26 protein-coding genes are annotated in these 21,916 nt (G+C 68.4%); 18 read left to right on the top strand and 8 right to left on the bottom strand.

Translation table 11 applies throughout. From position 1 onward, the window contains the following. The first annotated feature begins 1 nt into the window (after nucleotide 1). The 16 genes from fliF to IM784_RS09165 all read left to right on the top strand — a co-directional run bounded on the left by fliF (nucleotide 2) and on the right by IM784_RS09165 (nucleotide 13,028). Nucleotides 2-1,573, top strand: a complete 1,572-nt coding sequence (gene fliF, locus IM784_RS09240) for a flagellar basal-body MS-ring/collar protein FliF (protein ID WP_199555014.1) — start codon at nucleotides 2-4, stop codon at nucleotides 1,571-1,573. Next, complete coding sequence (locus IM784_RS09235; RefSeq protein ID WP_199555013.1) at nucleotides 1,573-2,559, top strand: flagellar motor switch protein FliG; 987 nt, start codon at nucleotides 1,573-1,575, stop codon at nucleotides 2,557-2,559. The genes fliF and IM784_RS09235 overlap by 1 nt, the downstream gene beginning before the upstream one ends. After that, entirely contained in the window at nucleotides 2,552-3,124 is a 573-nt protein-coding gene (locus tag IM784_RS09230; protein ID WP_199555012.1) for a FliH/SctL family protein, read from the top strand. The genes IM784_RS09235 and IM784_RS09230 overlap by 8 nt, the downstream gene beginning before the upstream one ends. Next, entirely contained in the window at nucleotides 3,121-4,431 is a 1,311-nt protein-coding gene (locus tag IM784_RS09225) for a FliI/YscN family ATPase (RefSeq protein WP_199555011.1), read from the top strand. The genes IM784_RS09230 and IM784_RS09225 overlap by 4 nt, the downstream gene beginning before the upstream one ends. Then, entirely contained in the window at nucleotides 4,428-4,835 is a 408-nt protein-coding gene (locus IM784_RS09220; RefSeq protein ID WP_199555010.1) for a hypothetical protein, read from the top strand. The genes IM784_RS09225 and IM784_RS09220 overlap by 4 nt, the downstream gene beginning before the upstream one ends. Beyond that, the gene (locus IM784_RS09215) at nucleotides 4,832-6,106 is read left to right on the top strand and encodes a hypothetical protein (protein WP_199555009.1); all 1,275 of its coding nucleotides are present in this window, start codon (nucleotides 4,832-4,834) and stop codon (nucleotides 6,104-6,106) included. The genes IM784_RS09220 and IM784_RS09215 overlap by 4 nt, the downstream gene beginning before the upstream one ends. A 29-nt stretch (nucleotides 6,107-6,135) precedes the next feature. Then, nucleotides 6,136-6,627 (top strand): flagellar basal body-associated FliL family protein, encoded by a 492-nt coding sequence (locus tag IM784_RS09210; RefSeq protein WP_199555008.1) that lies wholly within the window; start codon nucleotides 6,136-6,138, stop codon nucleotides 6,625-6,627. A gap of 10 nt (nucleotides 6,628-6,637) precedes the next feature. Then, a complete protein-coding gene (locus tag IM784_RS17620) occupies nucleotides 6,638-7,462 on the top strand; it encodes a FliM/FliN family flagellar motor switch protein (protein ID WP_199555007.1) in 825 nt (274 codons plus the stop codon). Beyond that, nucleotides 7,459-7,908 (top strand): FliM/FliN family flagellar motor switch protein, encoded by a 450-nt coding sequence (locus IM784_RS09200; RefSeq protein ID WP_199555006.1) that lies wholly within the window; start codon nucleotides 7,459-7,461, stop codon nucleotides 7,906-7,908. The genes IM784_RS17620 and IM784_RS09200 overlap by 4 nt, the downstream gene beginning before the upstream one ends. Then, complete coding sequence (locus tag IM784_RS09195) at nucleotides 7,908-8,213, top strand: flagellar biosynthetic protein FliO (RefSeq protein WP_199555005.1); 306 nt, start codon at nucleotides 7,908-7,910, stop codon at nucleotides 8,211-8,213. Before IM784_RS09200 ends, IM784_RS09195 begins: the two co-directional genes overlap by 1 nt. Then, nucleotides 8,201-8,992, top strand: coding sequence for a flagellar type III secretion system pore protein FliP (gene fliP / locus IM784_RS09190; RefSeq protein WP_328799493.1), 792 nt, complete (start codon nucleotides 8,201-8,203; stop codon nucleotides 8,990-8,992). Before IM784_RS09195 ends, fliP begins: the two co-directional genes overlap by 13 nt. After that, on the top strand, nucleotides 8,989-9,261 hold the full coding sequence (locus tag IM784_RS09185) for a flagellar biosynthetic protein FliQ (protein ID WP_199555004.1): 273 nt from the start codon (nucleotides 8,989-8,991) through the stop codon (nucleotides 9,259-9,261). The genes fliP and IM784_RS09185 overlap by 4 nt, the downstream gene beginning before the upstream one ends. Further along, nucleotides 9,261-10,037 (top strand): flagellar biosynthetic protein FliR, encoded by a 777-nt coding sequence (locus tag IM784_RS09180; RefSeq protein ID WP_199555003.1) that lies wholly within the window; start codon nucleotides 9,261-9,263, stop codon nucleotides 10,035-10,037. The genes IM784_RS09185 and IM784_RS09180 overlap by 1 nt, the downstream gene beginning before the upstream one ends. Then, nucleotides 10,030-11,154, top strand: a complete 1,125-nt coding sequence (locus IM784_RS09175) for an EscU/YscU/HrcU family type III secretion system export apparatus switch protein (RefSeq protein WP_199555002.1) — start codon at nucleotides 10,030-10,032, stop codon at nucleotides 11,152-11,154. The genes IM784_RS09180 and IM784_RS09175 overlap by 8 nt, the downstream gene beginning before the upstream one ends. Nucleotides 11,155-11,271: 117 nt before the next feature. Beyond that, entirely contained in the window at nucleotides 11,272-12,696 is a 1,425-nt protein-coding gene (locus tag IM784_RS09170; RefSeq protein ID WP_199555001.1) for an N-acetylmuramoyl-L-alanine amidase, read from the top strand. Nucleotides 12,697-12,767: 71 nt separating this feature from the next. Next, the gene (locus IM784_RS09165) at nucleotides 12,768-13,028 is read left to right on the top strand and encodes a GlsB/YeaQ/YmgE family stress response membrane protein (RefSeq protein ID WP_199555000.1); all 261 of its coding nucleotides are present in this window, start codon (nucleotides 12,768-12,770) and stop codon (nucleotides 13,026-13,028) included. 4 nt (nucleotides 13,029-13,032) lie between these two features. On the opposite strand, the gene IM784_RS09160 is transcribed toward IM784_RS09165, so the two are convergent. The 3 genes from IM784_RS09160 to IM784_RS09150 all read right to left on the bottom strand — a co-directional run bounded on the left by IM784_RS09160 (nucleotide 13,033) and on the right by IM784_RS09150 (nucleotide 16,019). After that, entirely contained in the window at nucleotides 13,033-13,752 is a 720-nt protein-coding gene (locus IM784_RS09160) for a M48 family metallopeptidase (protein ID WP_199554999.1), read from the bottom strand. Further along, entirely contained in the window at nucleotides 13,749-14,618 is an 870-nt protein-coding gene (locus IM784_RS09155) for a GNAT family N-acetyltransferase (protein WP_199554998.1), read from the bottom strand. Before IM784_RS09155 ends, IM784_RS09160 begins: the two co-directional genes overlap by 4 nt. 84 nt (nucleotides 14,619-14,702) lie before the next feature. Continuing rightward, nucleotides 14,703-16,019, bottom strand: coding sequence for an AmpG family muropeptide MFS transporter (locus IM784_RS09150; RefSeq protein ID WP_199554997.1), 1,317 nt, complete (start codon nucleotides 16,017-16,019; stop codon nucleotides 14,703-14,705). A 77-nt stretch (nucleotides 16,020-16,096) separates the two neighbouring features. Between IM784_RS09150 and IM784_RS09145 the strand changes: the two genes are divergently transcribed. Beyond that, nucleotides 16,097-17,254, top strand: a complete 1,158-nt coding sequence (locus tag IM784_RS09145) for an aromatic ring-hydroxylating oxygenase subunit alpha (RefSeq protein ID WP_199554996.1) — start codon at nucleotides 16,097-16,099, stop codon at nucleotides 17,252-17,254. A gap of 73 nt (nucleotides 17,255-17,327) precedes the next feature. Here the strand turns inward: IM784_RS09145 and IM784_RS09140 are convergent, their stop codons facing one another. After that, entirely contained in the window at nucleotides 17,328-17,525 is a 198-nt protein-coding gene (locus IM784_RS09140; RefSeq protein WP_199554995.1) for a YdcH family protein, read from the bottom strand. Nucleotides 17,526-17,786: 261 nt separating this feature from the next. On the opposite strand from IM784_RS09140, the gene IM784_RS09135 reads away from it, so the two are divergent. Continuing rightward, nucleotides 17,787-17,951 (top strand): DUF465 domain-containing protein, encoded by a 165-nt coding sequence (locus IM784_RS09135; protein WP_199554994.1) that lies wholly within the window; start codon nucleotides 17,787-17,789, stop codon nucleotides 17,949-17,951. Between the two features lie 33 nt (nucleotides 17,952-17,984). Here the strand turns inward: IM784_RS09135 and dksA are convergent, their stop codons facing one another. The 4 genes from dksA to hemB all read right to left on the bottom strand — a co-directional run bounded on the left by dksA (nucleotide 17,985) and on the right by hemB (nucleotide 21,887). After that, complete coding sequence (gene dksA, locus IM784_RS09130; protein ID WP_328799498.1) at nucleotides 17,985-18,434, bottom strand: RNA polymerase-binding protein DksA; 450 nt, start codon at nucleotides 18,432-18,434, stop codon at nucleotides 17,985-17,987. Between the two features lie 191 nt (nucleotides 18,435-18,625). Beyond that, on the bottom strand, nucleotides 18,626-19,516 hold the full coding sequence (locus tag IM784_RS09125) for a C40 family peptidase (protein ID WP_199554993.1): 891 nt from the start codon (nucleotides 19,514-19,516) through the stop codon (nucleotides 18,626-18,628). Then, on the bottom strand, nucleotides 19,513-20,895 hold the full coding sequence (locus IM784_RS09120; RefSeq protein WP_199554992.1) for a leucyl aminopeptidase family protein: 1,383 nt from the start codon (nucleotides 20,893-20,895) through the stop codon (nucleotides 19,513-19,515). The genes IM784_RS09125 and IM784_RS09120 overlap by 4 nt, the downstream gene beginning before the upstream one ends. Next, a complete protein-coding gene (hemB, locus tag IM784_RS09115) occupies nucleotides 20,892-21,887 on the bottom strand; it encodes a porphobilinogen synthase (protein WP_199554991.1) in 996 nt (331 codons plus the stop codon). The genes IM784_RS09120 and hemB overlap by 4 nt, the downstream gene beginning before the upstream one ends. Between the last annotated feature and the right edge of the window lie 29 nt (nucleotides 21,888-21,916).

Raw genomic sequence — 21,916 nt, 5'->3', positions numbered from 1 at the left:
GATGGCTGAAGGCAACGTCCCCGCCCCCTTCGCACTTCCCGCCGCCTTTGCGGGCCCGCTGGAGCGGCTGCGCGCGAATCCGCTCGCCGCCCGCGCTGCGCTTCCGGTCGGCGTTGGTCTCATCGCCGCAATCGCTCTGCTCAGCTGGCTCTTCTTCTCCGAACCCTCGCGCGCGCCGCTCTATGGCCAGCTCCCGGAATCGGACAAGGCCGCCGTCATGGCCGCGCTCGAAGAGGCCGGTCTGCCGGTCGCGCTCGATCCCCGTTCCGGCGCCGTCATGCTCCCGCCGGAGGAGCACGCCCGCGCCCGCATGCTGCTGGCGGGGCAGGGCCTTCCCCGCGCCGCGCCCGCCGGCTCCGAGCTCATCCCCGACATGCCGCTGGGCACCAGCCGCGCCATGGAGAGTGCCCGTCTGAAGGCCGCGCAGGAGCGCGAACTGGCCGCGTCCATCGAGGTGCTGGACGGCATAGAGTCCGCCCGCGTCCTCATCGCCCGTCCGGAAGCGTCGCCCTTCGTCCGCGATCAGGCCCCCGTCACCGCCTCCATCACGGTCACCCTCGCGCCCGGTCGCTCGCTCTCGGAATCGCAATCGCGTGCCATCATCCACCTCGTCGCCGGCGCTGTCCCGGGCCTCTCGCCCGACAATGTCGCCATCGCCGATCAGGGCGGCCGCCTGCTGGCCGGCGAACCGGGGGCAGGGCGGATGTCGCAGGCAGAGGACCAGCGCCTGCGTACCCGCGCCGAAATGGAAGCCCGCGCGCGGCAGGCGATCCTCACCCTGCTCGGGCCGATGGTCGGCCCGGAGAACGTCACCGCGCAGGTCGCCATCGAACTAGACAACGCCTCGCGCGAGGCGGCGCAGGAACGCTATGACCGGGAAGGCGCGCTCCGCTCCGAACAGCTGAGCCGCACCACCGCCTCCGAGCCGCGCGCCATCGGCATCCCCGGTGCGCTCAGCAACACCATTCCCGCCGCGCCCACCGTCACCGCCAACGCCCCGCCAGCCGTTACCGGCCCCACCGTGCAAACCACAGGCACCGAGGCCTCCACCCGCAATTATGAACTGGGCCGATCGGTCGAAGTGACGCGCCGCAGCGGAGGCGACGTCCGCCGCCTGACCGCCGCCGTCGCCATCCGCGCCGAAGCGCTGGGGCCCCCCGCCGGCCGCGCCCGCGTACTGGCCGACATCCGCTCGCTGGTGGAGGGCGCCGTCGGCTATGACCAGGCGCGCGGAGACAAGATCGCGGTCGCCGCCCGCAGCTTTGCACCGCCGGCCGAAACCCAGGTGCCGCTGTGGAAGGAGCCGGTGCTGGTCGAAAGCTCCAAGTGGCTTTCGGCCGCGCTGGTCGCCATTGCCCTCCTGGCCTTCGTTATCCGCCCGGCAATGAAGCGGATCATCCCGCCGCCTGCCGAGCGTGCCGAAGGCGCGGCCGCGTTCGGCGAGGTCACGCCACCTCCGGCCCTCCCCGACTATTCGCAGAAACTTGCCGAAGCCCGGCTGCTCGCCGCATCGGACAGTGCCCGCGCCACCGCGGTCGCCCGCCGCCTGCTCGCCGAACCGCAGGCCGGCTGATGCTGAACGGTGCCGAAAAAACCGCGCTGATGCTGCTCCTGCTGGAAGAACCGGAGGCGGCAGGCCTGCTCGCCCGCCTCGAGCCCGGCGAAGTCGAAACCGTCGGCCGTGCCATGCTCTCGGTCGCGGAGGCGACGCCCGAAACTATCGACTGCCTGCTGGACGAAGTGCTGAGCATCGCCCGCGAAACCGTCCCCGTAGGCGACGGCCCGCCCACGACGCGCGACCTCCTCGTCCGCTCGCTGGGGGACGAGCGCGCCGGCGGTATCATCGAGCGCCTCGGTGAAGAAGCCCGCCCGCCGCTGTTCGAGCGGATGCGTTGGCTGGAACCCTATGCACTGGCAAGCCTGCTGGAGGGCGAGCATCCTCAGGCGCAGGCCTTTGTGCTCGCCCAGTTGCCCAGTGCACGCGCCGCGCAGGTGCTGGCCCGCCTGCCCATCGCCCGCCAGCCCGATCTTGTCCGGCGCGTCGCCACGATCGGCGCCGTCACCCCCCATTCCGCAGAAGCGCTGGACTTCTCGCTGTCGGACCGGATCACTGCTGCCCGCCCGCGCCAGCCGATCACCGACCACGGCGGCATGCGCCGCGCGGCCGATCTCATCACCCTATCCGGGATCGATGCCGAAGCCGCACTGGAAGCGCTCAGCCAGGTGGATCCGACGGCGGCTTCGGTCCTCTCCGAAACCATGTTCACCTTCGCCGACCTCGCCCGCCTCGATCCGCGCGGCCTGCAGACGCTTGTCCGCAGCCTCGACGCCGAATTGCTGGTGCCTGCGCTCCGCGCTGCGCCGGACGAGCTGGCCGCAAAGCTGTTGGCGGCGATGCCCCAGCGCGCCGCCGAAGCGCTGAAGGACGAGATGGACAGCCGTGGCCCGGTGAAGCTCGACGAAGCCCTGAATGCGCAGAAGCAGATTGCTGCCGCCGCCCGCCAGCTGGGCGCCGACGGCACCATCAGCCTGCCCGGCAAGGGAGGTGGATTTGTCTGAACCAGTCTCTGCATCCGTTCGGACCATACGCCTCTCGGCGCTGCTAAATCCCGGGCCGCCGCCGCGTGTCGCAGAGGCCATGCGGCAGGCCGAGACGGCTGCACTTCAAGCGCAGGGCAGGGCGGATGCGGAGGCCGAACTTCTCCCCCGCATCGCCGCTCTCGAAGAGCGCCTGGCAAGCGAACAGCGCGGGCATCAGGCGCAGCTCGCAGATATCCGCATGGCGCAGGAAACCGCCTTGCAGGCGCTGCAATCCGCCTATGCCGAAAGCATCGCCACCCTCGCGCTGGAAGTCACCGCCGCCATTCTGGCGACCGAACCGGCGCTGGCCCCCGACACCGTCGCCTCCCTGATCGCCGAGGCTCTCTCTACCGCCCGGCCAGGCGACGTCGGCACGCTCCGCCTTCATCCCGCCCTTGCCGCCTGCGCACCCGAACTTCCCGCCGGCTGGACGCTCGTGACCGATCCCGACATCGACCCGACCACGGCCATCGCCGAAGCCGGCCCCTCCATCGCGCTCGCCAGCCTCGCCCACCGCCTCGAACAGGCGCGCACCCAGCTATGAACGCGCTCGACTTCCATCCCAGGCCCTTCCGCCCCAGACCTTACCATCCCAGAATCGGCGGCCGCATCCTCTCCTGCGAGGGGCTGCTGCTGAGCTGCGAGGGGCTTGAAGCGCCTGTCGGCTCCCTCGTCGAGGTCGATGCGCAGGAGGGGCCGCTCGCCGCTGAAGTCGTGGGTTTCCGCCAACACCAGTTGCTGCTGATGGCGCTGGGGCGCGGTGCCGTGTCACCCGGCGCCCGCGTCTGGCTTGGCAGCGCAGCGGACAGCGTCGCCACCGGCCCGGCCCTGCTCGGTCGCGTCAGCGATGCGCTCGGCGCGCCCGTCGACAGCCTCGGCCCGCTCCGTGCCACCACCCACTGGCCGCTTGCCGGCCGCCCGCTCCCGCCGCTCGACCGCGCCGACGTCCACCAGGCCCTTCCCACCGGCGTCCGCCCCATCGACGCGCTCCTCACCCTTGGGCGCGGCCAGCGCATGGGGCTGATTGCGGGTTCCGGCGTCGGCAAATCGGTGCTGATGCAGCAACTGGTGCAGGGCTGCGCAGCAGACGCCGTGGTCGTCGGCCTGATCGGCGAACGCGGCCGCGAAATTGCCGGCTTCCTCGCTGATCTCTCCCCCGCCGCCCGCGCCCGCAGCCATGTCGTCGCCGTCCCCGCCGATCAGGCCGGGCCGCTGCGCGTGCGCGGCGCCATGCGCGCCTTCGCCATCGCCGAATGGCTCCGCGCCGAGGGCAAGCAGGTGCTGCTCCTGCTCGACAGCCTCACCCGTGTCGCCCACGCCCAGCGCGAAACCGGCCTCGCCACCGGCGAACCGCCGGGCCTGCGCGGCTATCCCCCCTCGGCGCTCGGCCTCATCCCGCGCCTCGTCGAGCGCGCCGGCAACGATGCCGCCAGCGGCGGCTCCATCACCGCGATTTTCACGGTGCTGGCCGACGGCGACGACACCGTTTCCGACCCCGTGGCCGACACTGCGCGCGGCGTGCTGGATGGCCATATCATCCTCGATCGCCAGATTGCCGCACGCGGCCGCTACCCCGCCATCGACCTCGGCGTCTCCATCAGCCGCACCATGCCCGCCTGCGTCCCCCCCGCCCAGCTCGCCGCCGCCACCGCACTCCGCCGCGACGCCGCCCTGATCGACAGCAATCGCGATCTGATCGCCATGGGTGCCTACAGCCGCGGACAAGACGCCGATCTGGATCGCGCGCTCGATCGCCGCCCGGCCCTCGAAGCCTTCCTGTCGCAGCCACGCGGCGAGCGCAGCGACTTCGCCGCTTCGGCTGAAACCCTCATCGCCGGATGGACCGCATGAGCCGGATCCTTACCCGCCTCCTCGCCTTCGCCGAAATCGAGCGCAAGGCCGCCCGCCAGCGGCTGGCCGAGGCCTTGTCGAAACGGCAGGCGGCCGAAACGCAGGCCCGTCGCGCCGAACTGCTGATCCTGGAGGGTGGCGCATCGACGGGAACCACCGACCCCTCCAGACTCTCCGCCGCCGCGAGCCTGCGCGCCTTGCTGCAACAGGCGCAGGACGCCGCAAGCCATCGCGCCGGAACGGCATCTGAAGCCGCCGGAACCGCCCGCGCCGCCCTGCTTGCAGCCGAGGCCCGCCATGGCCGCCTGCAGCAAATGCAGGCCGACGCCCGCCGTCTGCAGGAGCGCCAGGCGGAAGTGAAGGCCGCCGACGATCGGCCCCACCGCGCAAGGAATTCCCGATGAGCGCCAGTATCGCCGCCTCCGGCAACGGTGCTTCCGACCCCGCGAACCTCCGGGCCGCCGGCCGCGCAGGCAAGGGATCGCGCCCCCACTTGCCGCCCTTCCTGCTGGCGGACACGCCCGAGCCGGCCGTCGCCGAAGTCCCGGCAAAGGCGGGCCCGAAAGCCGAGGACGAGCCACTTCCGTCCGACCCTTCATCGCAGCCGATCCTCGCCTTGCTGCCGGATATGCAGCCCCCCGCCGTGCCGCCGATGCCGGCCGAGACGCCAGCCGGCACGCCTGCGTCCACCCCACTTGGGCCGGGAATTGCGGTGCCGGACATCGTCGCGTCCAGCGACGCTGCTCCCCACCCGGAACTGCCTGCGCCTGCCCCGATGCCGGACACCGATCTTCCCGACGCTATCGCAACCGATGCTGCCGGCGATGCGCCCGCTCTACCGCCTACAGCCCGGCCCTCGACGCCTCCGCTCCCGGCACAGCCGCCGCAAGCCCCCGTCAGCGCGCCATCTGTCAGCCCCCCGGTACCGGCACCTTCCACCGAAGCTCTCGCAAAAGCGCCGGCACCGGCTGCAACCAGCCTTCCCGCTGTCAGCCCGCCAGCCTCCAATGCAGTCGCCGTTGGCCTGGCCGTGCCGCGCGCCTCCATCCCCCGCGATTCGGGTGGCGACAGCCGTTCCTCCGGCGGCGAATCCCGCTCTGCCCCGGCAAAAGCCGCCGCCGCCTCGGCCCAGATGGCACCATTCCGGCTGGAATTCGGCGCTGACGCGCCGCAGCTCTTCACCGACGCGGCCGTATCCGGTGAAGTGGAAATCCCGTCATCGCCCACCGCATCCGAAGCCGGCCCAGCCGCGCTCCCCGAAGCGCCGGCAGATGTCATCATCAGCCTCTCCGACACGCAAGCGCTCGATGTGACCATCGCCGCCGCCGACGCCGCCATTCGTGACCGGCTGGAAGCCTCGCGGAGCGAACTGGACCACGACCTTACGGCAATAGGTGCCGAAGTGGAGGCGATCCGGGTGGAACTGCGCCCCGGCTCGGAGCCAGGTTCCCCGCCAGGCGCCCAATCAAGGGGCGAGACAATGGCCGACCCCCGTTCCGCTGCCGGCAGAGAGGGTGACAGCAGGGCGGGCGACGGCAGAGCGGGGCAATCACCGATGCAGCAGCGCGACCAGCAGCAATCGCATGCGCGGCAACCCGCCTCGCCGCCGCGCCCGTTTGTTCAGGCGTCCGCCCACAGCTTTACCCAGTCGCAGCAGGTCGATCGATATGCCTGACCCAACCCGCCGGAAGGAAACCCAGCGCCATGGCTGAAGCCGCCGCCGCAGAATCTCCGAAGAAAAAGGGGTTGCTCGCCCGCCTGATGCTGCCGCTTGCGCTGCTGCTGCTGGGCAGCATCGGCGGCGTCGCCGGAGCCATGTTCCTGCCGACGCTGATGCCTGTCTCCCATGCCGAGAAGACGCCGCCGAAGCCGCAGGTCGCGCCGCTGGAGTATGTCGAGATCGACAACAACTTCACCGCCAACCTGCGCGACACCGGCCGCTTCGTGCAGGTCCGTATCGCCATCTCCACCCAGGGGGGTGCTCCGGTGGTGGAGGCAGTGCAACGACACAAGCCGGCGATCGTCGCCGCTGTCCTTTCCATTCTGGCGGACAGCAGCGAAGAGGATGTGCAAAGCACCTCCGGCCGGGAAGCGCTCGCCCGTCGCATGCGGATGGCGATCAACGACGTGCTCCAGCGCAAGAGCGGAATTGCCGGGATCGACGATGTCTTCCTGGTCAACTTCGTGCTGCAATAGGTCGGGATCGGTGGCGCGCTCCATCATCTGGCCGACGGCCCCTGCGGCCGAAGCGCCACCGCCGGCGGATGCCGGGCCGTTCGCCGGCATCGATCTCGACGGCGTCGCGGCGGCACTTGGCCCTGAACTTTCCCGCCTTGCCGGCTTCCGCATCGGCGCCCGCACGGGCGGCAAGCCCGCCACGCAGGCCATGCTCCGCATCTGCCGCATACGCCTGAAGGCCGGCGATGCCGTCCGCGCCATCGATGTCGATCTCCCCGCCCAGGCCACCGCCTGCCTGATGGAGCGGATGTTCGGCGCCTCCCCGTCGCAGTCCGCGGCCGCCCCCGTCGACGCCCTCGTCAGCCTGCCGCCCGGCTCCGCCTGCTGGGCGACGCTGTGCCGCCATATATCCCGGGCGCTTGGCCGCGCCTTTGAGGCGAACGGCGTGCAGCTCGGCGGCGGCCCGCTGCTGCCGCCGCGCGCGGTCCTTGCAGAAGCCCAGCGCTCCGAACCCGCCGACACCATCCTCGCCCTCGATCTCGATGGCACGCCCGCGGCGCTCGCCCTTACCGCCGAACCGATGCCGGTCGCCGTCGCCCCGGCGCCAGCCACGCCCGATGCGCAGCAATGGCGCGCCCGCGCACAGGCCCGCGCCCTCGATCTGGAACTGCCGGTCACGCTGCGCCTCGCCGAAACCCGCGTCGCGCTCGCCACCGTCGCACCGCTGCGCGCCGGAGACATACTGCCGCTCGAACGCCCGCACGCGCTCGACCTGCTGGTGGAGGGTCGGCGCATCGGCCGGCTTCCCGCCGCCAGCTTCCTGCCCACCGAACCCGATCGGACGGACCCATGAACGCCATTTCGCCCGGCGGACTTACCCCGGACCCCGAAACCCTGTCACCCAAGGCCCGCGCCGGCGACGACCATGTCCGGCTGACGATGGACTTCGACGACGACCCAGCGACCTTCACCGAACCGGCAGCGGCGCTGGGCCCGTCTGCCGCAGCCGACGCGCAAACGGGCCGGGCAAAGCGCAACCAGCCTAAGCCCGAAGCCGGAACGGCGATGCCCCCGCAACTGGCCGGTATCGAAGTTCGCCTCTCGGTCGAGGTTGGTGGCCTGCGCCTGCCCTTGCGCGAGCTGATGCAGGTAGAACCCGGCCAGCTCTTCCCGCTCGACCGCATGACCGCCGAACCCGTCTCGGTGCTGGTGAACGGCAAGCCCTTCGCCCGCGGCGAGATCGTTGCCGTCGGTGAGCGCTTCGGCGTCCGCCTCACCGAAATCTGCGGAGAGGCCTGATGCTGGGCGAGTTCCTTGCGCGCCTCGCCATCGCCCTGCCGCTGGTATGCGCGGCGGCCTTCGTCAGCCTGCTCGCGGTGAAGCGCGGCTGGATCCGCCTGCCCAGCTTCACCCGGCGCCCATCGCTTCCCGCAACCGCCCAGCCGCTCGACCTTGTCTGCGTCAAATCCCTCACCCCCACCGCCCGCCTGGCCGTGGTTCGCTTCGACGGCCGCGACCATCTCGTCGGTGTCAGCGGCCAGCACATCGTCCTTCTCACCACTGCACAGCCACAATCCGGGGAGGCCCCGATATGCACCGCCTGAGCTACCGACAGACCCGCCGCCCGCTGCACATCCTGCTGTTTACCATCGGCCTTGCGGCGCTGTTGCTCGGCGCCGTGCCCGCAGCCGCACAGGAGGCCCCCTCGGCGCTGGGCGGCCTCATAGCACTCGCCGGCGGCGAAAAGGGGACGCCCTTCTCGCTATCGCTGCAGGTGCTGCTGCTGATGTCGCTGCTGACGCTGCTGCCGTCGGTGCTGCTGATGATGACGGCGTTCGTGCGCATCATGATCGTGCTTTCGATCCTGCGCCAGGCCATCGGCCTGCAGCAGGCGCCGCCGAACCAGCTGCTGGTCGGCCTGTCGCTGTTCCTCACTTTCTTCGTGATGCAGCCGCAACTGGCGGAGATAAATGCGCGTGCCCTGCAGCCCTTCGTCGCCGACCAGATGCCGGCCGAGCAGGCCATCGCCGCTTCGGGGAACGTGCTGCACGGCTTCATGCTTGCGAACACGCGCAAGGCCGATCTCAAGCTATTTTCCGACATCGCCGGCGAAAGACCCTATGCCGGCAAGGCCGACGTGCCGATGCGTGTGCTGATGCCGGCTTTCGCCACCTCCGAGCTGAAGACCGCCTTCATGATCGGCGTCTTGCTGTTCCTGCCCTTCCTCATCATCGATCTGGTCGTCGCCAGCGTGTTGATGGCGCTGGGGATGATGATGGTGTCGCCGGTCATGATCGCGCTGCCGTTCAAGCTGATGCTGTTCGTGGCAGTCGACGGATGGGCGCTGGTGATGGCCTCGCTGGCGCAGAGTTTCGCCACATGAGCGCCGAAGACCTCCTCTATGACAGCGCGGCCAGCGCCGTCTGGGTGCTGGTGCTTGCCACGCTTCCGGCGCTGCTTCCGGCGCTTGCCATCGGCCTCGTCATCGGCCTCATCCAGGCGGCGACATCTGTGCAGGAACAGACGCTCACCTTCGTTCCGAATCTTGTCGGGGTGTTCCTGGCGCTGATGCTGTTCGGCGGTATCACCGGTGGCCTGCTCGTGGATTTCACCCGCGAGATTGCCGCCGCGATCCCGCAAATGGCAAGGTGATGGAGCAAGCCTGGGCGCTCAGCCCTGAGCGTTTCGCACTGGAGCTGCTCTTTGCTTCACTACGCATGGGCGCGCTGCTGGCGATGCTGCCGGCGATCGGCGGCCAGCTGATCCCCGTCCGCGTCCGTATCGGGATCGCCGGGGCCATCGGTTTTCTGGTGATGAGCGCGCCGGTGCACCCGGTTCCACCCGCCGACTTCCTCGGCCTTCCCGGTCTTGCCGCCATCGCCGGCGAGCTGATGATCGGTGCCGTCGCTGCCCTTGCGCTGCACGCCGGCTTTGCCGCTGCGATGATCGCCGGGGACTGGCTGGCGCAATCGATGGGCCTTGGCTTTGCCACCATGGTCGATCCCGGCGCCGCGCCTTTCCCGGTGCTGTCCGGTCTGCTCGCGCTGCTGATGTGGGTGCTGTTCCTGGGCTCCGGCGGGCATTTGCTGCTGATCCAGACGCTGGTCGAGAGCTATGCCGCCATGCCGTCGGCCGGCGCGCTGTTCGAACCCCGGCGCCTCTCCGCCATCGCCGGCTGGGGCAGCTTCGCCATGCTCTCGGGTCTGCTCGCCGCCCTGCCGCTGGGCGCGGCCATGCTGCTGGTGAACCTCTCGATAGCGGTCGCTGCCCGCTCCGCGCCGCAGCTCAACCTCTTCTCGGTGGGATTCCCTCTGATGCTGCTCGTCGGCCTCGCCGGGCTGCCGCTCGCGCTCCCCGGCCTCGCCGACAGCCTGCAGGGTGCGCTGACCAGCATGCAGGGCAATCTTGCAGAGGTGCTGCTTGGCTGAGAACGCAGGCGAAAAGACCGAAGCGCCAACCCAGCGCCGCCGCGAGCAGGCGCGCGAAAAGGGCGACCGGCTTGCCTCGCGCGAACTGGCGACCGCCATGGCCGGCATCGCCGGGGCCCTCTGGCTATCCCGCTATGGCGCCGATCTTGCCGAGGGGCTGAAGGCCATGCTCGCCGGATCGCTGCAATTCGATCACGCCGACCTCGTCAGCTTCGATCCCGTCCGTGCCATCTGGAAGCTGTTCCTTCCCCTCGGCACCGCACTCGGGGCGCTCGCCGCCATGGCCGCCGCCGCCGCCATTCTGGGTCAGGCCGTCACCGGCGGCCTCTCGTTCAACCTTTCGCTTCTGGCCCCAAAGCCGGAAAAGCTCAGCCCTGCAAAGGGGTTGGCGCGCATGTTCGGGCCGCAGGGTTTTGTCGAACTGCTGAAGTCGCTCGCCAAGGCTGCTGTCATCCTTGGCCTGGCCGGCTGGCTGCTGGTTTCCGCCATACCCCTCCTTGCCGGACTCTCCGCCATGCCGCTGCAGGCGGCGATGCGCTTGGTCGGCGCGGAATCGGTCAGCCTCATCCTCTGGCTCACCGGCGGCCTCGCCCTCATCGCCGCCATCGATCTCCCCATCCAGCTGCGCCGCTTCCTGCAGCGTCTGCGCATGACCAAGCAGGAAGTGAAGGACGAGTTCAAGCAGCAGGAGGGCTCGGCCGAAGTGAAACACGCCATCCGCCGCATGGCGCGCGACAGCCTGAAGCGCGCCAGCCGCACCGCCATGGCCGATGCAACGGTGGTGCTGACCAACCCCACCCACTTCGCCGTGGCGCTGCGCTATCGCCCGGAACTCGATGCCGCACCCGTCATTGTCGCGCGCGGACGCGGGATTGTTGCCGAAGTCATCCGCGAGCTTGCCGCCGAACGGCAGGTGCCGGTGCTGAGCTACCCGTCGGTCGCCCGTGCGGTCTATTTCACCGGCCGGGTCGGCGGCGTGATCCGCGCCGATCTCTATGCCGCCGTCGCCACCATCCTTGCCTTCGTGCTGCGGGTGGGCGGCCCGCAAGGGGAGCAGCCCGAAGCCGAAGCCCCGGCAGGCGCCCAGTTCGACGAAAACGGCAAGCAGGTAACCTAGACTCCCGGCCGCAGGCCGCAAGCGCGACTGCGCGCCCGCGCCAATGCGCGGAACCGGCGCGAAGCGCCGCAGGCAAGACCCCTTCCCATTGTCCGCCGCCCTTGGCTAAAGGCTCCCATGCCCTTCCGCCGGCTCCTGCTTGTCCTGTTGCTTGTCCTTTCCCAGCCGGCCTTCGCGACGGCCGTCGTCGGCGCCATGCGGGTGATCTCCACGGCAGAGGGTGTGACCGTCCGCGTCGCCCTGTCAGAGCCGCTTCCTGTCGTTCCGAAGGCCTTTGCCCTCAACGATCCGATGCGCTGGGCCATCGACATGCGCGGTGCTTCCAGCATGCGCTGGGAAGCGCCCGGTGGAGGCGAGGCGAAAAACGCCCGAATCTCCCAGTTCGATCCGGAGACCGTTCGCCTCGTCGTCGAGTTCAACCAGCCGATGCAGCTTGCCGAGGTCTTTCAGGATCGCGGCCAGGCGCTGGAACTGCGCTTTCGCCCCACGGATGCCGCGGGCTTCCGCCAGCAGGTCTCGCGCGGACGCAGCGACATCGCCGGCTTCCGCCAGGAGGTGCCGCGCGCCGTCCCCCCCGGTCCAAAGCCGCCGGTAGATCTTGCCGCCGACAGCGCCGCCCGGCTGGATGCGGTGGAATCGGCGCTGGCCGAAGCCCAGCGCGAATTGCAGCCGCCCGCGCCTGCCGCAAAGCCGCAACTTCCGGCCGCGCAGGAGCCGGTCGTCCAGCCACAGCAACCCATCGACACGCGGGTAAAGCCAAAGCCGCCGGCCGTACCTGCGGTGGCAACGCCGGCGCCGCCGCCGCTCCCGCAGCCCGTTGCCACGGCCCGCAAGCCGCGGCGCGGCAAATTCATCGTCGCCATCGATCCCGGCCACGGCGGCAAGGATCCGGGAGCGCCTTCCGCACTGGGCGGTCCCACCGAAAAGGATGCCGTTCTCGCCATCGCGAAACGCGCGAAATCCGCCATCGAAAAGGAGGCCCGCCGCAAGGGCATCCCAATCGAGGTCCGCCTCACGCGCGACAATGACATCTTCATCCCGCTGGGCGGTCGTGTTCGTCTGGCCCGCCAGTGGAGCGCCGACCTGTTCATCTCGATCCACGCCGACAGCGCCCCCAATGTGCTGGCGCGCGGCGCCTCGGTCTATACCCTCTCCGAAGTCGCCTCCGACCGCGAAGCGGCCCGCGTCGCCACCAAGGAAAACCGCGCCGACCTCATCGCCGGCATCGACCTTTCCGGCGAGGATCGCGAAGTTGCCTCGATCCTCGTCGACATCGGCAATCGCGATGCGATGAATGCCAGCGTCGATTTTGCGCAGGAGCTGCAAAAGGGCATGGAACCGGAGGGCGTCACCTTCCGCACCCAGTTCCACCGCTTCGCCAATTTCCAGGTTCTGCGGAACCTCGGCGTGCCCGCCGTCCTCCTCGAAACCGGCTTCCTCTCCAACGAGGAGGACGCCCGCTACCTGTTCTCCAGCAAGGGCCAGCAGGCGATCGCGGACGGCATAGGCGAGGCTGTCGTGCAATATGCAGGCGGCCGCTGAGGTCAATTCCGCTTCCCACGCCGGGCCCGACCGGTTAGGGGTAACCGGGTCAGTTCTTGGGGGAAAACAGCATGGCTTCCAGTTGGATCGGCGTAATCCTGATCGGCTTCTTCGCCGGCCTTGTCGCGCGGATGTTCTCCGGCAACCCGCGCGATCCGCAGGGCTGCCTGCTTACCACTGTTCTGGGCGTTCTGGGCGCCGGTGTCTTCACTTGGCTGGGGCAGATGGCGGGAATGTACGGGCCGGGTGAAAATGCCGGCTTCATCGGCGCCGTCATCGGCGCGATGATCGTGCTGGGCATCTGGCGGATGATCGACGGCGGGGCGAAGTAACAGCTCAGCCCTCTACGCCATAGCTGTGCAGCGCCGGGCCGTTGGCTTTCAGCCAGCCCCGCGCGTCGCGATGCGAATGCCCCAGCAGCTCGGTCGCCAGCCGCCAGAAGCCGGGGCCGTGGTTCTGCTCCAGCAAGTGCGCGACTTCATGCGCCACCACGCTGTGCCGCACATGCGCGGGCGCCAGCAGCAGCCGCCAGCTATAGGCAATCCGCCCGTCCGGCGCACAGCTGCCCCAGCGGCTGCGGAAGTCGCCCACCCGCACCTCGCGTACCGGCTTGCCGGTGCGCACGGCCAGCGCCCGCGTCTCCGTTTCCAGTACGCGCTTCGCCTCGGCCGCCAGCCAGCGCTGCACCCGGCCGGCAAAAAGCGTTCCCTCGCCCGGCACCCGCAGGATGTCGCCCTCGCGCCGGGCGATCCGCCCGCTCCCCCGCTCCAGGCGCAATTCGCCGTCGCCCAGCGGCAGCACCGCGCCCGGCCGAAAGGGAACGGCATCGGGCACCCGCCGCGCCGCCTGCGCCGCGATCCAGCCGCGATGCTGCTCCACAAAGTCCAGCGCCCGCGCCCGCGAAACGCCCTTCGGCACGGTCAGCTTCAGGGTGCGCGTGCCGGCGCAGACGCGCAGCGACACCCGCCGCGCCCGTGCGCTCGTCACGATCTTCAGCGGCAGCCCCTCGATCGTCGCCGGGGCTTCAGGCTCAGGCTTTCGCCCGAACAGTCTCAAACGGGGTCGTTGGCCGCGTCCCCACCGCCTGTGAAGCGGTCGAGATAACGCCGCGTGATGCCTTCAACGGGCATCAGCACGAAGACATCGACAGTATTGAACTGCCGGTCCACGAATGCGCCGTCGCCAACCATCGCGCCAACCCTCAGATAGCCTTTCACCAGCGGCGGCAGCGCCCGCTGCGCCGCCCGGACGTCATAGCTTCCGGCGACAAGCAAATCCATCGGCACATGATCCAGAGCCCTGGCCCGCAGCGGCGGCGGCGCCAGATGATGGTGGTAGAGATAGCTCAGCTCGGCGGCGTGATGCGCCGGATCGGTCCCATGCAGCGAGGCACAGCCGAACATGTGGCTGATGCAGTGCGTGGCGAGGTAGCTGGCAATGCCGCGCCACAGCAGGCTGATGGTGGTGGTGTTGCGATGCTCGGGCGCGACGCAGCTGCGCCCCAGCTCCAGCAACTGCCCCTGCGAGGTGCCCAGCAGCGGCGACAGATCATATTCGCCCGACGAGTAGAAGCCGCGATGCTGCTCGGCCACAACCTGCCGCAGCAGCCGATAGGTGCCCACCACATGTGGCAGGCCATCCGCGCCGTATCCGTTTGGTCGCCCTCCGGCTCCGTGATCAATCACCAGCAGATGATCGCAGATCATGTCATAATCATCGATGTCGCGGCGTGTCGCCTGCATCAGCGGCGTCGGCTGCGCGCCCATCTCGTCATAGAAGATGCGATAGCGCAGCGCCTGTGCGGCAGCGATTTCTTCCTCCGATGTCGCGATGCGCACATCCAGCTGGCCTTGCCGGTGGATATGCGGTGCAGCGGCCAGAAGGTGCGGAGCGACGGACGTGCTGGCAAGAGCTTGAAGCATCAAGTTCCCTGTCTCGCTATGGCGGGCTTCCGCCCCCCCGTTGGCGCGGCTCTAGACGCGTTATATGACAGTATGTCGCAGTTTTTAAGACGGCGCAGTTGCAGTCGCAGGGGCAGGCGCTTCCCGCTTCATCAGCAGCCAGAACAGCAGGATTCCGGGCAGCGCCAGCACCGTCGTCAGCAGATAGAATTGCACGAAACCCAACGACTCTATCAGCGCGCCGGCGGTCGTTCCCTGCACGAACCGCCCCAGGATCGACGACATCGCAGACAGCAGCGCGAACTGGGTCGCGGTAAAGCGCAGGTCGCACAGCCAGCTGAGATAGGCGACTACCGCCACCCCACCCATGCCGCTGGCGAAATTCTCGAAGCCCATCGTCGCCGCCAGCGCCCAATTCACCGGGCCCATCGTGGCCAGCCAGGCGAACATCAGGTTGGAAACACCCATCAGGATCAGGCAGACCATCACCGCCCGCATCATTCCCAGCTTCGCATAGACAATGCCGCCGACGAAAATGCCGATCAGGAAGGCAATCAGCCCCAGCCCGACGTCGTAGGTGGCAATCGCATCCTTGTCGAAGCCCAGGTCCGCCAGCAGGATCCGCAAAGAGAGGTTGGCGAGCGTGTCGCCGATCTTGTGCATCACGACGAACAGAAGCACCAGCCAGGCGTTGGGCCGGGTCAGGAAATCCGCCAGTGGTGCAACGAAGGTTGACTGCACCTTCTTGAGGAACGGCTCGGCCTTTTCCTTCGCCAGCACGGCAGTCCGCCGCACCGGCTCGCCCAGCAGGAAGCCCGCAGCCACCGCGGGGAGCGCAAACAGTGCCGCCGCCGCATAGGCTACGTCCCAGCCGCCACGGTTGGCAAGAAACAACGCCAGCGCTCCCGCCCCCGCGGAACCCAGCCGCCAGCCATACTGGCTCATGCCCGATCCGGCCCCGAGCTGCTCGGGCTTCAGGCTGTCGATCCGAAAGGCATCGATGATGATGTCAAAGGTAGCGCCAAAGAAGGCTACGGTGAGTGCCGCTGCTACCATCATGCCAATATCGGCAACTGGATCCACGCGCCCCATCCAGATGATCGCCGCCATCGTGCAGGCAGCGATCAGCACCAGCCAGGCGCGGCGCTGGCCCAGCGCGTTCGCCAGCAGTGGCAGCCGCACCCGATCCACCAGAGGCGCCCAGAGAAACTTGAAATTATAGAGCAGGAAGGTGAGGGCAAAGGCCGTCACAGTCTTCTTGTCGATGCCCGATTCCGCCAGCCGCGTCGTCAGCGTCGAGGCGATCATCGCAAACGGCGCCCCTGACGACAGCCCCAGCAGAAGGGCCCCGATCGTTTCGCGCTGCAGATAGGGTGTGACGGCTGCCGCCCACCCGCGACCTTCGGTTTCGCTGCTCTCCATCCCCACCTTCCTGCCCGCTTTTCCCTATGAATGGAACAAGCTTGCGCGGGTCACGTCAAAAGGCGCATCATTGCCGCATGAACGCGCCCTTCCAGCCAGCGCGGCGGACGCCCACCGACGCGCAAATCGCCCTTGCCGCACAGTGCCGCGACGGCACCGGCGCGCGCGATCTCAACCGCTCCACCGTCCCGGCCTCCGTCTATCTGTCGCCCGAACGCTTCGAAGCCGAACAGGCGAAGATGTTCCGCACGCTCCCCGTCGTCATCGGCCCCGGCGCCATGTTGCCGGATCCCGGCACGGCGATGACGCATGACGGCTTCGGCGTGCCGCTGCTCTTGATGCGCGACGCGCGCGGCGCCCTGCGGGTGTTCCTGAACGCCTGCCGCCACCGCGGCACCCGGCTGATCGATGCGCCCGAACCGACGAAATCGCCGGTCCTCATCTGCCCCTATCACGCCTGGGCCTACAGCCTGGACGGCCGGCTGAAGGGCGTGCCCCGCGCCGAGACCTTCCCCGGCATGGACAAGGGTGAAATGGGGCTCGTGGAAGTGCCTTCGGTCGAGGCCGGTGGGCTGATCTGGGCTGCGCCATTCCGCCCTGCCGACCCTGACTTCAGTCTGCCGGAAGGCCCCCTCGCCGCCGATTTCGACGCCCTCGGCCTTGGCGAGATGCACCTCTATAACCGCCGCACGCACAAGGTCCGTTCCAACTGGAAGCTGATCATGGATGCCTTCCTGGAAAGCTACCATGTCCAGCGGCTGCACCAGAATTCGATCGCCCGCTTCTTCGAGGATGGCGTCACCTCTGGCGATACGGTCGGCCCGCACATGCGCTCGGCCGTCGCCCGCGTCGGCGGGCTGGAGGGGGTCGATCTTTCCGACTGGCCGGCGCTGCGCCGCATCGTCACCTATGCCTATCAGCTTTTCCCCGGCACGGTGCTGGTCGCCAGCCCGGACTATGTGAACCTGATGGTGCTGATGCCGCAGGGCGTCGATGAAACCATGGTCGAGGATTTCATGCTGATCCCGGAGCCGCCGCGCGATGAAAAAGCCGAGGCGCACTGGGCGAAAAGCTGGGCACTGCTGGATGGCATGGTGTTCGGGACAGAGGATTTCGGCGCCGCCGAAGCCGGGCAGAAGGGCCTCGCCTCAGGCGCAATCAGCGAAATTCATCTGGGCAGCCTGGAGCAGGGCATCCGCCGCTTCCACGAAACGGTCGAAGCAGCGCTGACCTGAGGCAGCAACCCACGCCGGGCGCAAAGCGCGGCAAGCGCGACTGCTCGCCCGCGCGCAACCGGCCAAAGCCCGGCTAGGCAATAATGTCGGGGATCAGCATATCCTGAATAACCGACATCTCATCCTTCAGCCGCAGCTTACGCTTCTTCAGCCGCGCAATCTGCAGCATGTCGGCAGTCGCGGAACGCGCCAGCGCATCGATCGCAGCGTCCAGGTCGCGGTGCTCCAGCGACAGCGCGTTCAGTCTCGCCTTCAGTTCCGATTCGTCCATCCCAGCCCCGTTTCTGAGCGCGCGACCTAGCCCACCGCATTTGCCACAGCCGTGCCCGGCGTCAACAGGCGCCGGGGAGCATCCGAGTCGTTTGCCTGCCGCCGACGCCCGCCCTGAACGAAAGCCGACATCTGGTGGTCCATCGCACCTCAGGCACTCCACATCCTGATAAGAGCAGCCATGCCCAAATCGACGCTGACAAGCGCATCAACGCGTGATTAACTCCCCTCCCAACGCTGTAACTGGAAAGGAATTGCCACCATGGCCAGCGCCCATCTCGAAGCCCTGAACGCTCGCAAAGCCCGTATCGAGGGCCAGATCGATGCCGAGATGATGCGTCCACTTCCGGATACGACGAAGATTGCCCAGCTGAAGAAGCAGAAGCTGAAGGTGAAGGAAGAGGCCGCAACCTTCGCGGCTCTCTAGTCCCCGGACATAGTTGAGGCGCCTTTCGGCGCCTCAATCATCCCGCGAAACCCGCTCCTCGCGCTCGTGACGCTCTTGCGCCTCGAGAGTCATAGTGGCGATAGGCCGCGCTTCCAGCCGTTGCAGCGAAATCGGTTCGCCGGTGATCTCGCAATAGCCGTAGTCGCCGGTTTCGATCCGCCGCAGGGCCGCGTCGATCTTGGAGATCAGCTTGCGCTGCCGGTCCCGCGTGCGCAGTTCCAGCGCCCAATCGGTTTCGGACGACGCCCGGTCTGTCTGGTCAGGCTCCTGAATAGGGCCTTCCTTCAGCGTTTCCAGCGTGGATTTCGCTTCCGCCGCGATATCGGCCCGCCAATGCAGCAGCCGCGCCCTGAAATAGGCGAGCTGCCGATCATTCATGAACGGTTCGTCGTCGGACGGACGATAATCCTTGGGAAGTTCCAGCCGCTGAAGCTCTGCAACCAGGCTTGAGTGGTCGATAATATTGGCTTCACTGCGCTTCGTCTGAGCATCCGACACGCAAACATCCTCCTGCCGAGCCGGGATGCGCCGCTTCCCATGCTACGCCTGCGGCGGCCCATAGCTCAGCCCCCCATGGGGCACAAGCCAAGCAACCGCGAATATCTTCAGATTCCTGAACCTGTTGCAGTTCGGCAATTAATCGCAAGAACGGCTCAGAAACGGCCGATTTTCGGCTCCGCCGGCCCGTTTCCTGCCGCCGCGCGTGCGATCACGTCTGCCAACGGCTCCACAAGGCAGGCCATCCAGTGCGCGGTGGCGTGCAGAAACATTCCGTCGCCGAGCACAATGCCGATATGTCCCGGCCACCAGGCGATGTCGCCGCGCCTTGCATCGTCGGCTGCCACTTCGGTTGCGTCGGCGAACTGCATGTCGCTGTCTCGTCGGCACGGGTGGCCGCCCAGTTGCCGCGCCACCTGCACCAGCCCCGAGCAATCGATCCCGGCCCGGCTGCGCCCGCCCCAGCGATAGGGGGCGCCGACGAACTGCAGCGCCAGCGTCACCCAGTCGGCGGTCGGATCGCCCTCCATCGGCAGCAGATGACGCCGGTGCAGATATCCCCCGGCGAGCTTTACGAACCGCTCGTCCTGTGCTTCCCAGCTGACGCGGCTGCCCGCGGCAAGCGTTCCCACAACCGGCGCCTTTATCAGCGGCTCGGCAAACAGCAGCGCGTCGCCCGGCCCGATCAGGCCCGCCTCGCCCGACATCGCGACCGGCCCCAGCGCATCCAGCGCCACATGCCCCACATAGCCGTCGTGCAAACCAAAGCCCCAGGCATAGCCATGGCCGCTGTCCAGCACGGCAAAGCGCTCGCCCGGCAACAGCTCGCTCACAGCCACCGCCATCGGGCTGTCGGCATGCATCAGCGGCACCTGCCGCAGCACCTGCATTTCGGCGGGCTTCACATAGTGCGGCACTGCAACCCGGCCGGCCAGCGCGATGTCGGCCAGATCGTCGCGCCAGGCATTGTCGCGCGGGTCCAGCGGCCCGAGCGGCCGGGCGCAACGCGGGCCATCGATGCGGACGCTGCGAACCGGAACGCTCATGCGAAGCGGCCTTCCAGCATGGCGAGACAGGCGAAGATCGTCATCGCCGCACCGCCCTTGGGGCGGCCGGGCCGGGGCGTCGGGTTCCAAGCATAAAGGTCCATATGCGCCCAGGGGATATCCTTCGGCACGAAGCGGTCGAGGAACAGGCCGCCGACGATGGCGCCCGCAAAACCGCTGTCGCTGTTGTTGTTCAGGTCGGCGATGTCCGATCGGAACAGCCGGTTGTAGGGCTTCCACAGGGGCAGCTCCCACAGCGGATCGTCATTTTCCTCGCCCGCCGCCAGCAGCTGGTCGGCCAGCACCCGGTCGTTCGCCATCAGCGCCGGCAGATCCGGACCCAGCGCCACCCGTGCCGCACCCGTCAGCGTGGCGAAATCGAGGATCAGCGCCGGCTTCGCCTCCACCGCCAGCGCCAGCGCGTCCGACAAAATCAGTCGCCCCTCGGCATCGGTATTGCCGATTTCCACGCTCAGCCCCTTGCGCGTGGAAATCACGTCGCCGGGGCGGATGGCGTCGCCGGCAACGGCATTGTCGACCGTCGCCACCACCAGCTTCAGTCGCACTTTCAACCCGCGCGCGACGATCAGCCGGGCAAGCGCGATGGCATGCGCTGCGCCCCCCATGTCCTTCTTCATCAGCCCCATCGAATTGCCGGGCTTCAGGTTCAGCCCGCCGGTATCGAAGCACACGCCCTTGCCCACCAGCGCGACCAGCGGATGCGAAGGCTCGCCCCACTCCATCGTCACGATTCGCGGCCGGCGCGGAGAGGCGCGGCCAACCGCATGGATGGCCGGGAAATTCTGCTCGATCAGCGCTTCGCCAACGACGGCGCTCACCTTGGCACCCGCACTGTCGCCCAACGCGCGGATCGCCGCCTCGATTTCTCCGGGGCCCATGTCCTCGGCGGGCGTATCCACCAGATCGCGCACCTCGGCCGCCGCTACCGCTTCTGCCAGCGCGCGGCGCATCGCCGCCACATCGGACAGCAGCAACTGGCGGGGCCCGCGCGGATGTTCCTCCACGCGATATTTGCCAAAGCGATGCTGCGCCATCAGCCAGCCATGCAGAGCCAACGCCGGCACCGGGCCGGACAGCCGATACCGGCCCTCCGGCAGCTGGGCTGCAGCCGAAGCCAGCGTCCAGCGCCCGGCCTCCTCGCTGTCGCCCAACCCCACCGCCAGCGACCATTCCGTGCCGCCGCCCGGCAGGAACACGGCACTATCGGCGCGTCCGCGGAAGCCGGCGGCCGCCACCGCCGCCCGCGCCACTTCCGGCAGCTTGCCCAGAAACGCCTCGAACCCGGCTGACGAAACCAGATGAATCTGTGTCGCGGCCTCGCCCTGATCGGGCGCCAGCAGCCGGGCGAAATCGGTCATCCGTTCAGCAACCTCGCGGCCAGCGGCGCATGGTAGGTGAGCACGCCCGACGCCCCCGCCCGGCGAAAGGCGGTCAGCAACTCCAGCACCACCTTCTCGCGGTCCAGCATGCCGGCAGCGGCGGCCGCTTCCACCATCGCATATTCGCCCGATACGCAATAGGCGAACACCGGCACATCAAAGCGCTCCGCCACGCGTGCGACGATATCCAGATAGGGGAGGCCCGGCTTCACCATCACGCTGTCGGCGCCCTCGGCGATGTCCAGCGCCACTTCGCGCAGCGCCTCGCGGCCGTTCGCCGGGTCCATCTGATAGGTCTTCTTGTCGCCCTTCAGGTAACCGCCCGCGCCCACCGCATCGCGGAAAGGCCCATAGAAGCCGCTCGCATATTTGGCGGAGTAGGCCATGATCTGGGTGTCGTGGAAACCGTCCGCCTCCAGCGCGCTGCGGATCGCCGCCACGCGCCCGTCCATCATGTCCGAAGGAGCGACGATATCGGCTCCGGCCCGCGCCTGGTTCAGCGCCTGCCCCACCAGCACATCCACTGTCACATCGTTCAGCACATAGCCTTCGCCGTCCACCAGCCCGTCATGGCCGTGGCTGGTATAGGGGTCCAGCGCCACATCGGTCAGCAGGCCGACATTGGCACCGGTGTCGCGCATCGCCCGCAGCGCCCGGCAAACCAGATTGTCGGGGTTGTGCGCTTCCTCTCCGCCTTCGGTTCGGCGTTCGGGCTGGGTGTAGGGAAACAGCGCAATCGCCGGAATCCCCAGCGCTTGCGCCTCCCGCATCAGCGCCGGCAGCCGGTCCACCGAATGTCGGAAGACCCCGGGCATGGTGGCGATCGGCTCGGCAATATCCGTCCCGTCGCGCACGAAGATCGGCCAGATCAGGTCCGCAGGCGAAATCCGCGTTTCGGCCACCATCGCCCGCGACCAGGGGCTGCGGCGAAGGCGTCTCAGGCGGGTGGCGGGAAAGTCCCCATTTGTCATCAACCGGCGTGTAGCGCGCCACTTGCCTT

The organism is Sandaracinobacteroides hominis (assembly GCF_016464365.1).
Lineage (GTDB): Bacteria > Pseudomonadota > Alphaproteobacteria > Sphingomonadales > Sphingomonadaceae > Sandaracinobacteroides > Sandaracinobacteroides hominis.
The sequence above is the reverse complement of the archived record's forward strand: the minus strand, read 5'-3'. Positions and strand labels throughout refer to the sequence as shown.

What these genes read in the sequence shown, in the direction of transcription:
- fliF (WP_199555014.1), top strand. Translation starts at nt 2, where the DNA reads ATGGCTGAAGGCAACGTCCCCGCCCCCTTCGCACTTCCCGCCGCCTTT.
- IM784_RS09235 (WP_199555013.1), top strand. Translation starts at nt 1,573, where the DNA reads ATGCTGAACGGTGCCGAAAAAACCGCGCTGATGCTGCTCCTGCTGGAA.
- IM784_RS09225 (WP_199555011.1), top strand. Translation starts at nt 3,121, where the DNA reads ATGAACGCGCTCGACTTCCATCCCAGGCCCTTCCGCCCCAGACCTTAC.
- IM784_RS09220 (WP_199555010.1), top strand. Translation starts at nt 4,428, where the DNA reads ATGAGCCGGATCCTTACCCGCCTCCTCGCCTTCGCCGAAATCGAGCGC.
- IM784_RS09215 (WP_199555009.1), top strand. Translation starts at nt 4,832, where the DNA reads ATGAGCGCCAGTATCGCCGCCTCCGGCAACGGTGCTTCCGACCCCGCG.
- IM784_RS09210 (WP_199555008.1), top strand. Translation starts at nt 6,136, where the DNA reads ATGGCTGAAGCCGCCGCCGCAGAATCTCCGAAGAAAAAGGGGTTGCTC.
- IM784_RS09200 (WP_199555006.1), top strand. Translation starts at nt 7,459, where the DNA reads ATGAACGCCATTTCGCCCGGCGGACTTACCCCGGACCCCGAAACCCTG.
- IM784_RS09195 (WP_199555005.1), top strand. Translation starts at nt 7,908, where the DNA reads ATGCTGGGCGAGTTCCTTGCGCGCCTCGCCATCGCCCTGCCGCTGGTA.
- fliP (WP_328799493.1), top strand. Translation starts at nt 8,201, where the DNA reads ATGCACCGCCTGAGCTACCGACAGACCCGCCGCCCGCTGCACATCCTG.
- IM784_RS09185 (WP_199555004.1), top strand. Translation starts at nt 8,989, where the DNA reads ATGAGCGCCGAAGACCTCCTCTATGACAGCGCGGCCAGCGCCGTCTGG.
- IM784_RS09180 (WP_199555003.1), top strand. Translation starts at nt 9,261, where the DNA reads ATGGAGCAAGCCTGGGCGCTCAGCCCTGAGCGTTTCGCACTGGAGCTG.
- IM784_RS09170 (WP_199555001.1), top strand. Translation starts at nt 11,272, where the DNA reads ATGCCCTTCCGCCGGCTCCTGCTTGTCCTGTTGCTTGTCCTTTCCCAG.
- IM784_RS09165 (WP_199555000.1), top strand. Translation starts at nt 12,768, where the DNA reads ATGGCTTCCAGTTGGATCGGCGTAATCCTGATCGGCTTCTTCGCCGGC.
- IM784_RS09155 (WP_199554998.1), bottom strand. Translation starts at nt 14,618, where the DNA reads ATGCTTCAAGCTCTTGCCAGCACGTCCGTCGCTCCGCACCTTCTGGCC.
- IM784_RS09150 (WP_199554997.1), bottom strand. Translation starts at nt 16,019, where the DNA reads ATGGAGAGCAGCGAAACCGAAGGTCGCGGGTGGGCGGCAGCCGTCACA.
- IM784_RS09145 (WP_199554996.1), top strand. Translation starts at nt 16,097, where the DNA reads ATGAACGCGCCCTTCCAGCCAGCGCGGCGGACGCCCACCGACGCGCAA.
- IM784_RS09140 (WP_199554995.1), bottom strand. Translation starts at nt 17,525, where the DNA reads ATGGACGAATCGGAACTGAAGGCGAGACTGAACGCGCTGTCGCTGGAG.
- IM784_RS09135 (WP_199554994.1), top strand. Translation starts at nt 17,787, where the DNA reads ATGGCCAGCGCCCATCTCGAAGCCCTGAACGCTCGCAAAGCCCGTATC.
- IM784_RS09125 (WP_199554993.1), bottom strand. Translation starts at nt 19,516, where the DNA reads ATGAGCGTTCCGGTTCGCAGCGTCCGCATCGATGGCCCGCGTTGCGCC.
- IM784_RS09120 (WP_199554992.1), bottom strand. Translation starts at nt 20,895, where the DNA reads ATGACCGATTTCGCCCGGCTGCTGGCGCCCGATCAGGGCGAGGCCGCG.
- hemB (WP_199554991.1), bottom strand. Translation starts at nt 21,887, where the DNA reads ATGACAAATGGGGACTTTCCCGCCACCCGCCTGAGACGCCTTCGCCGC.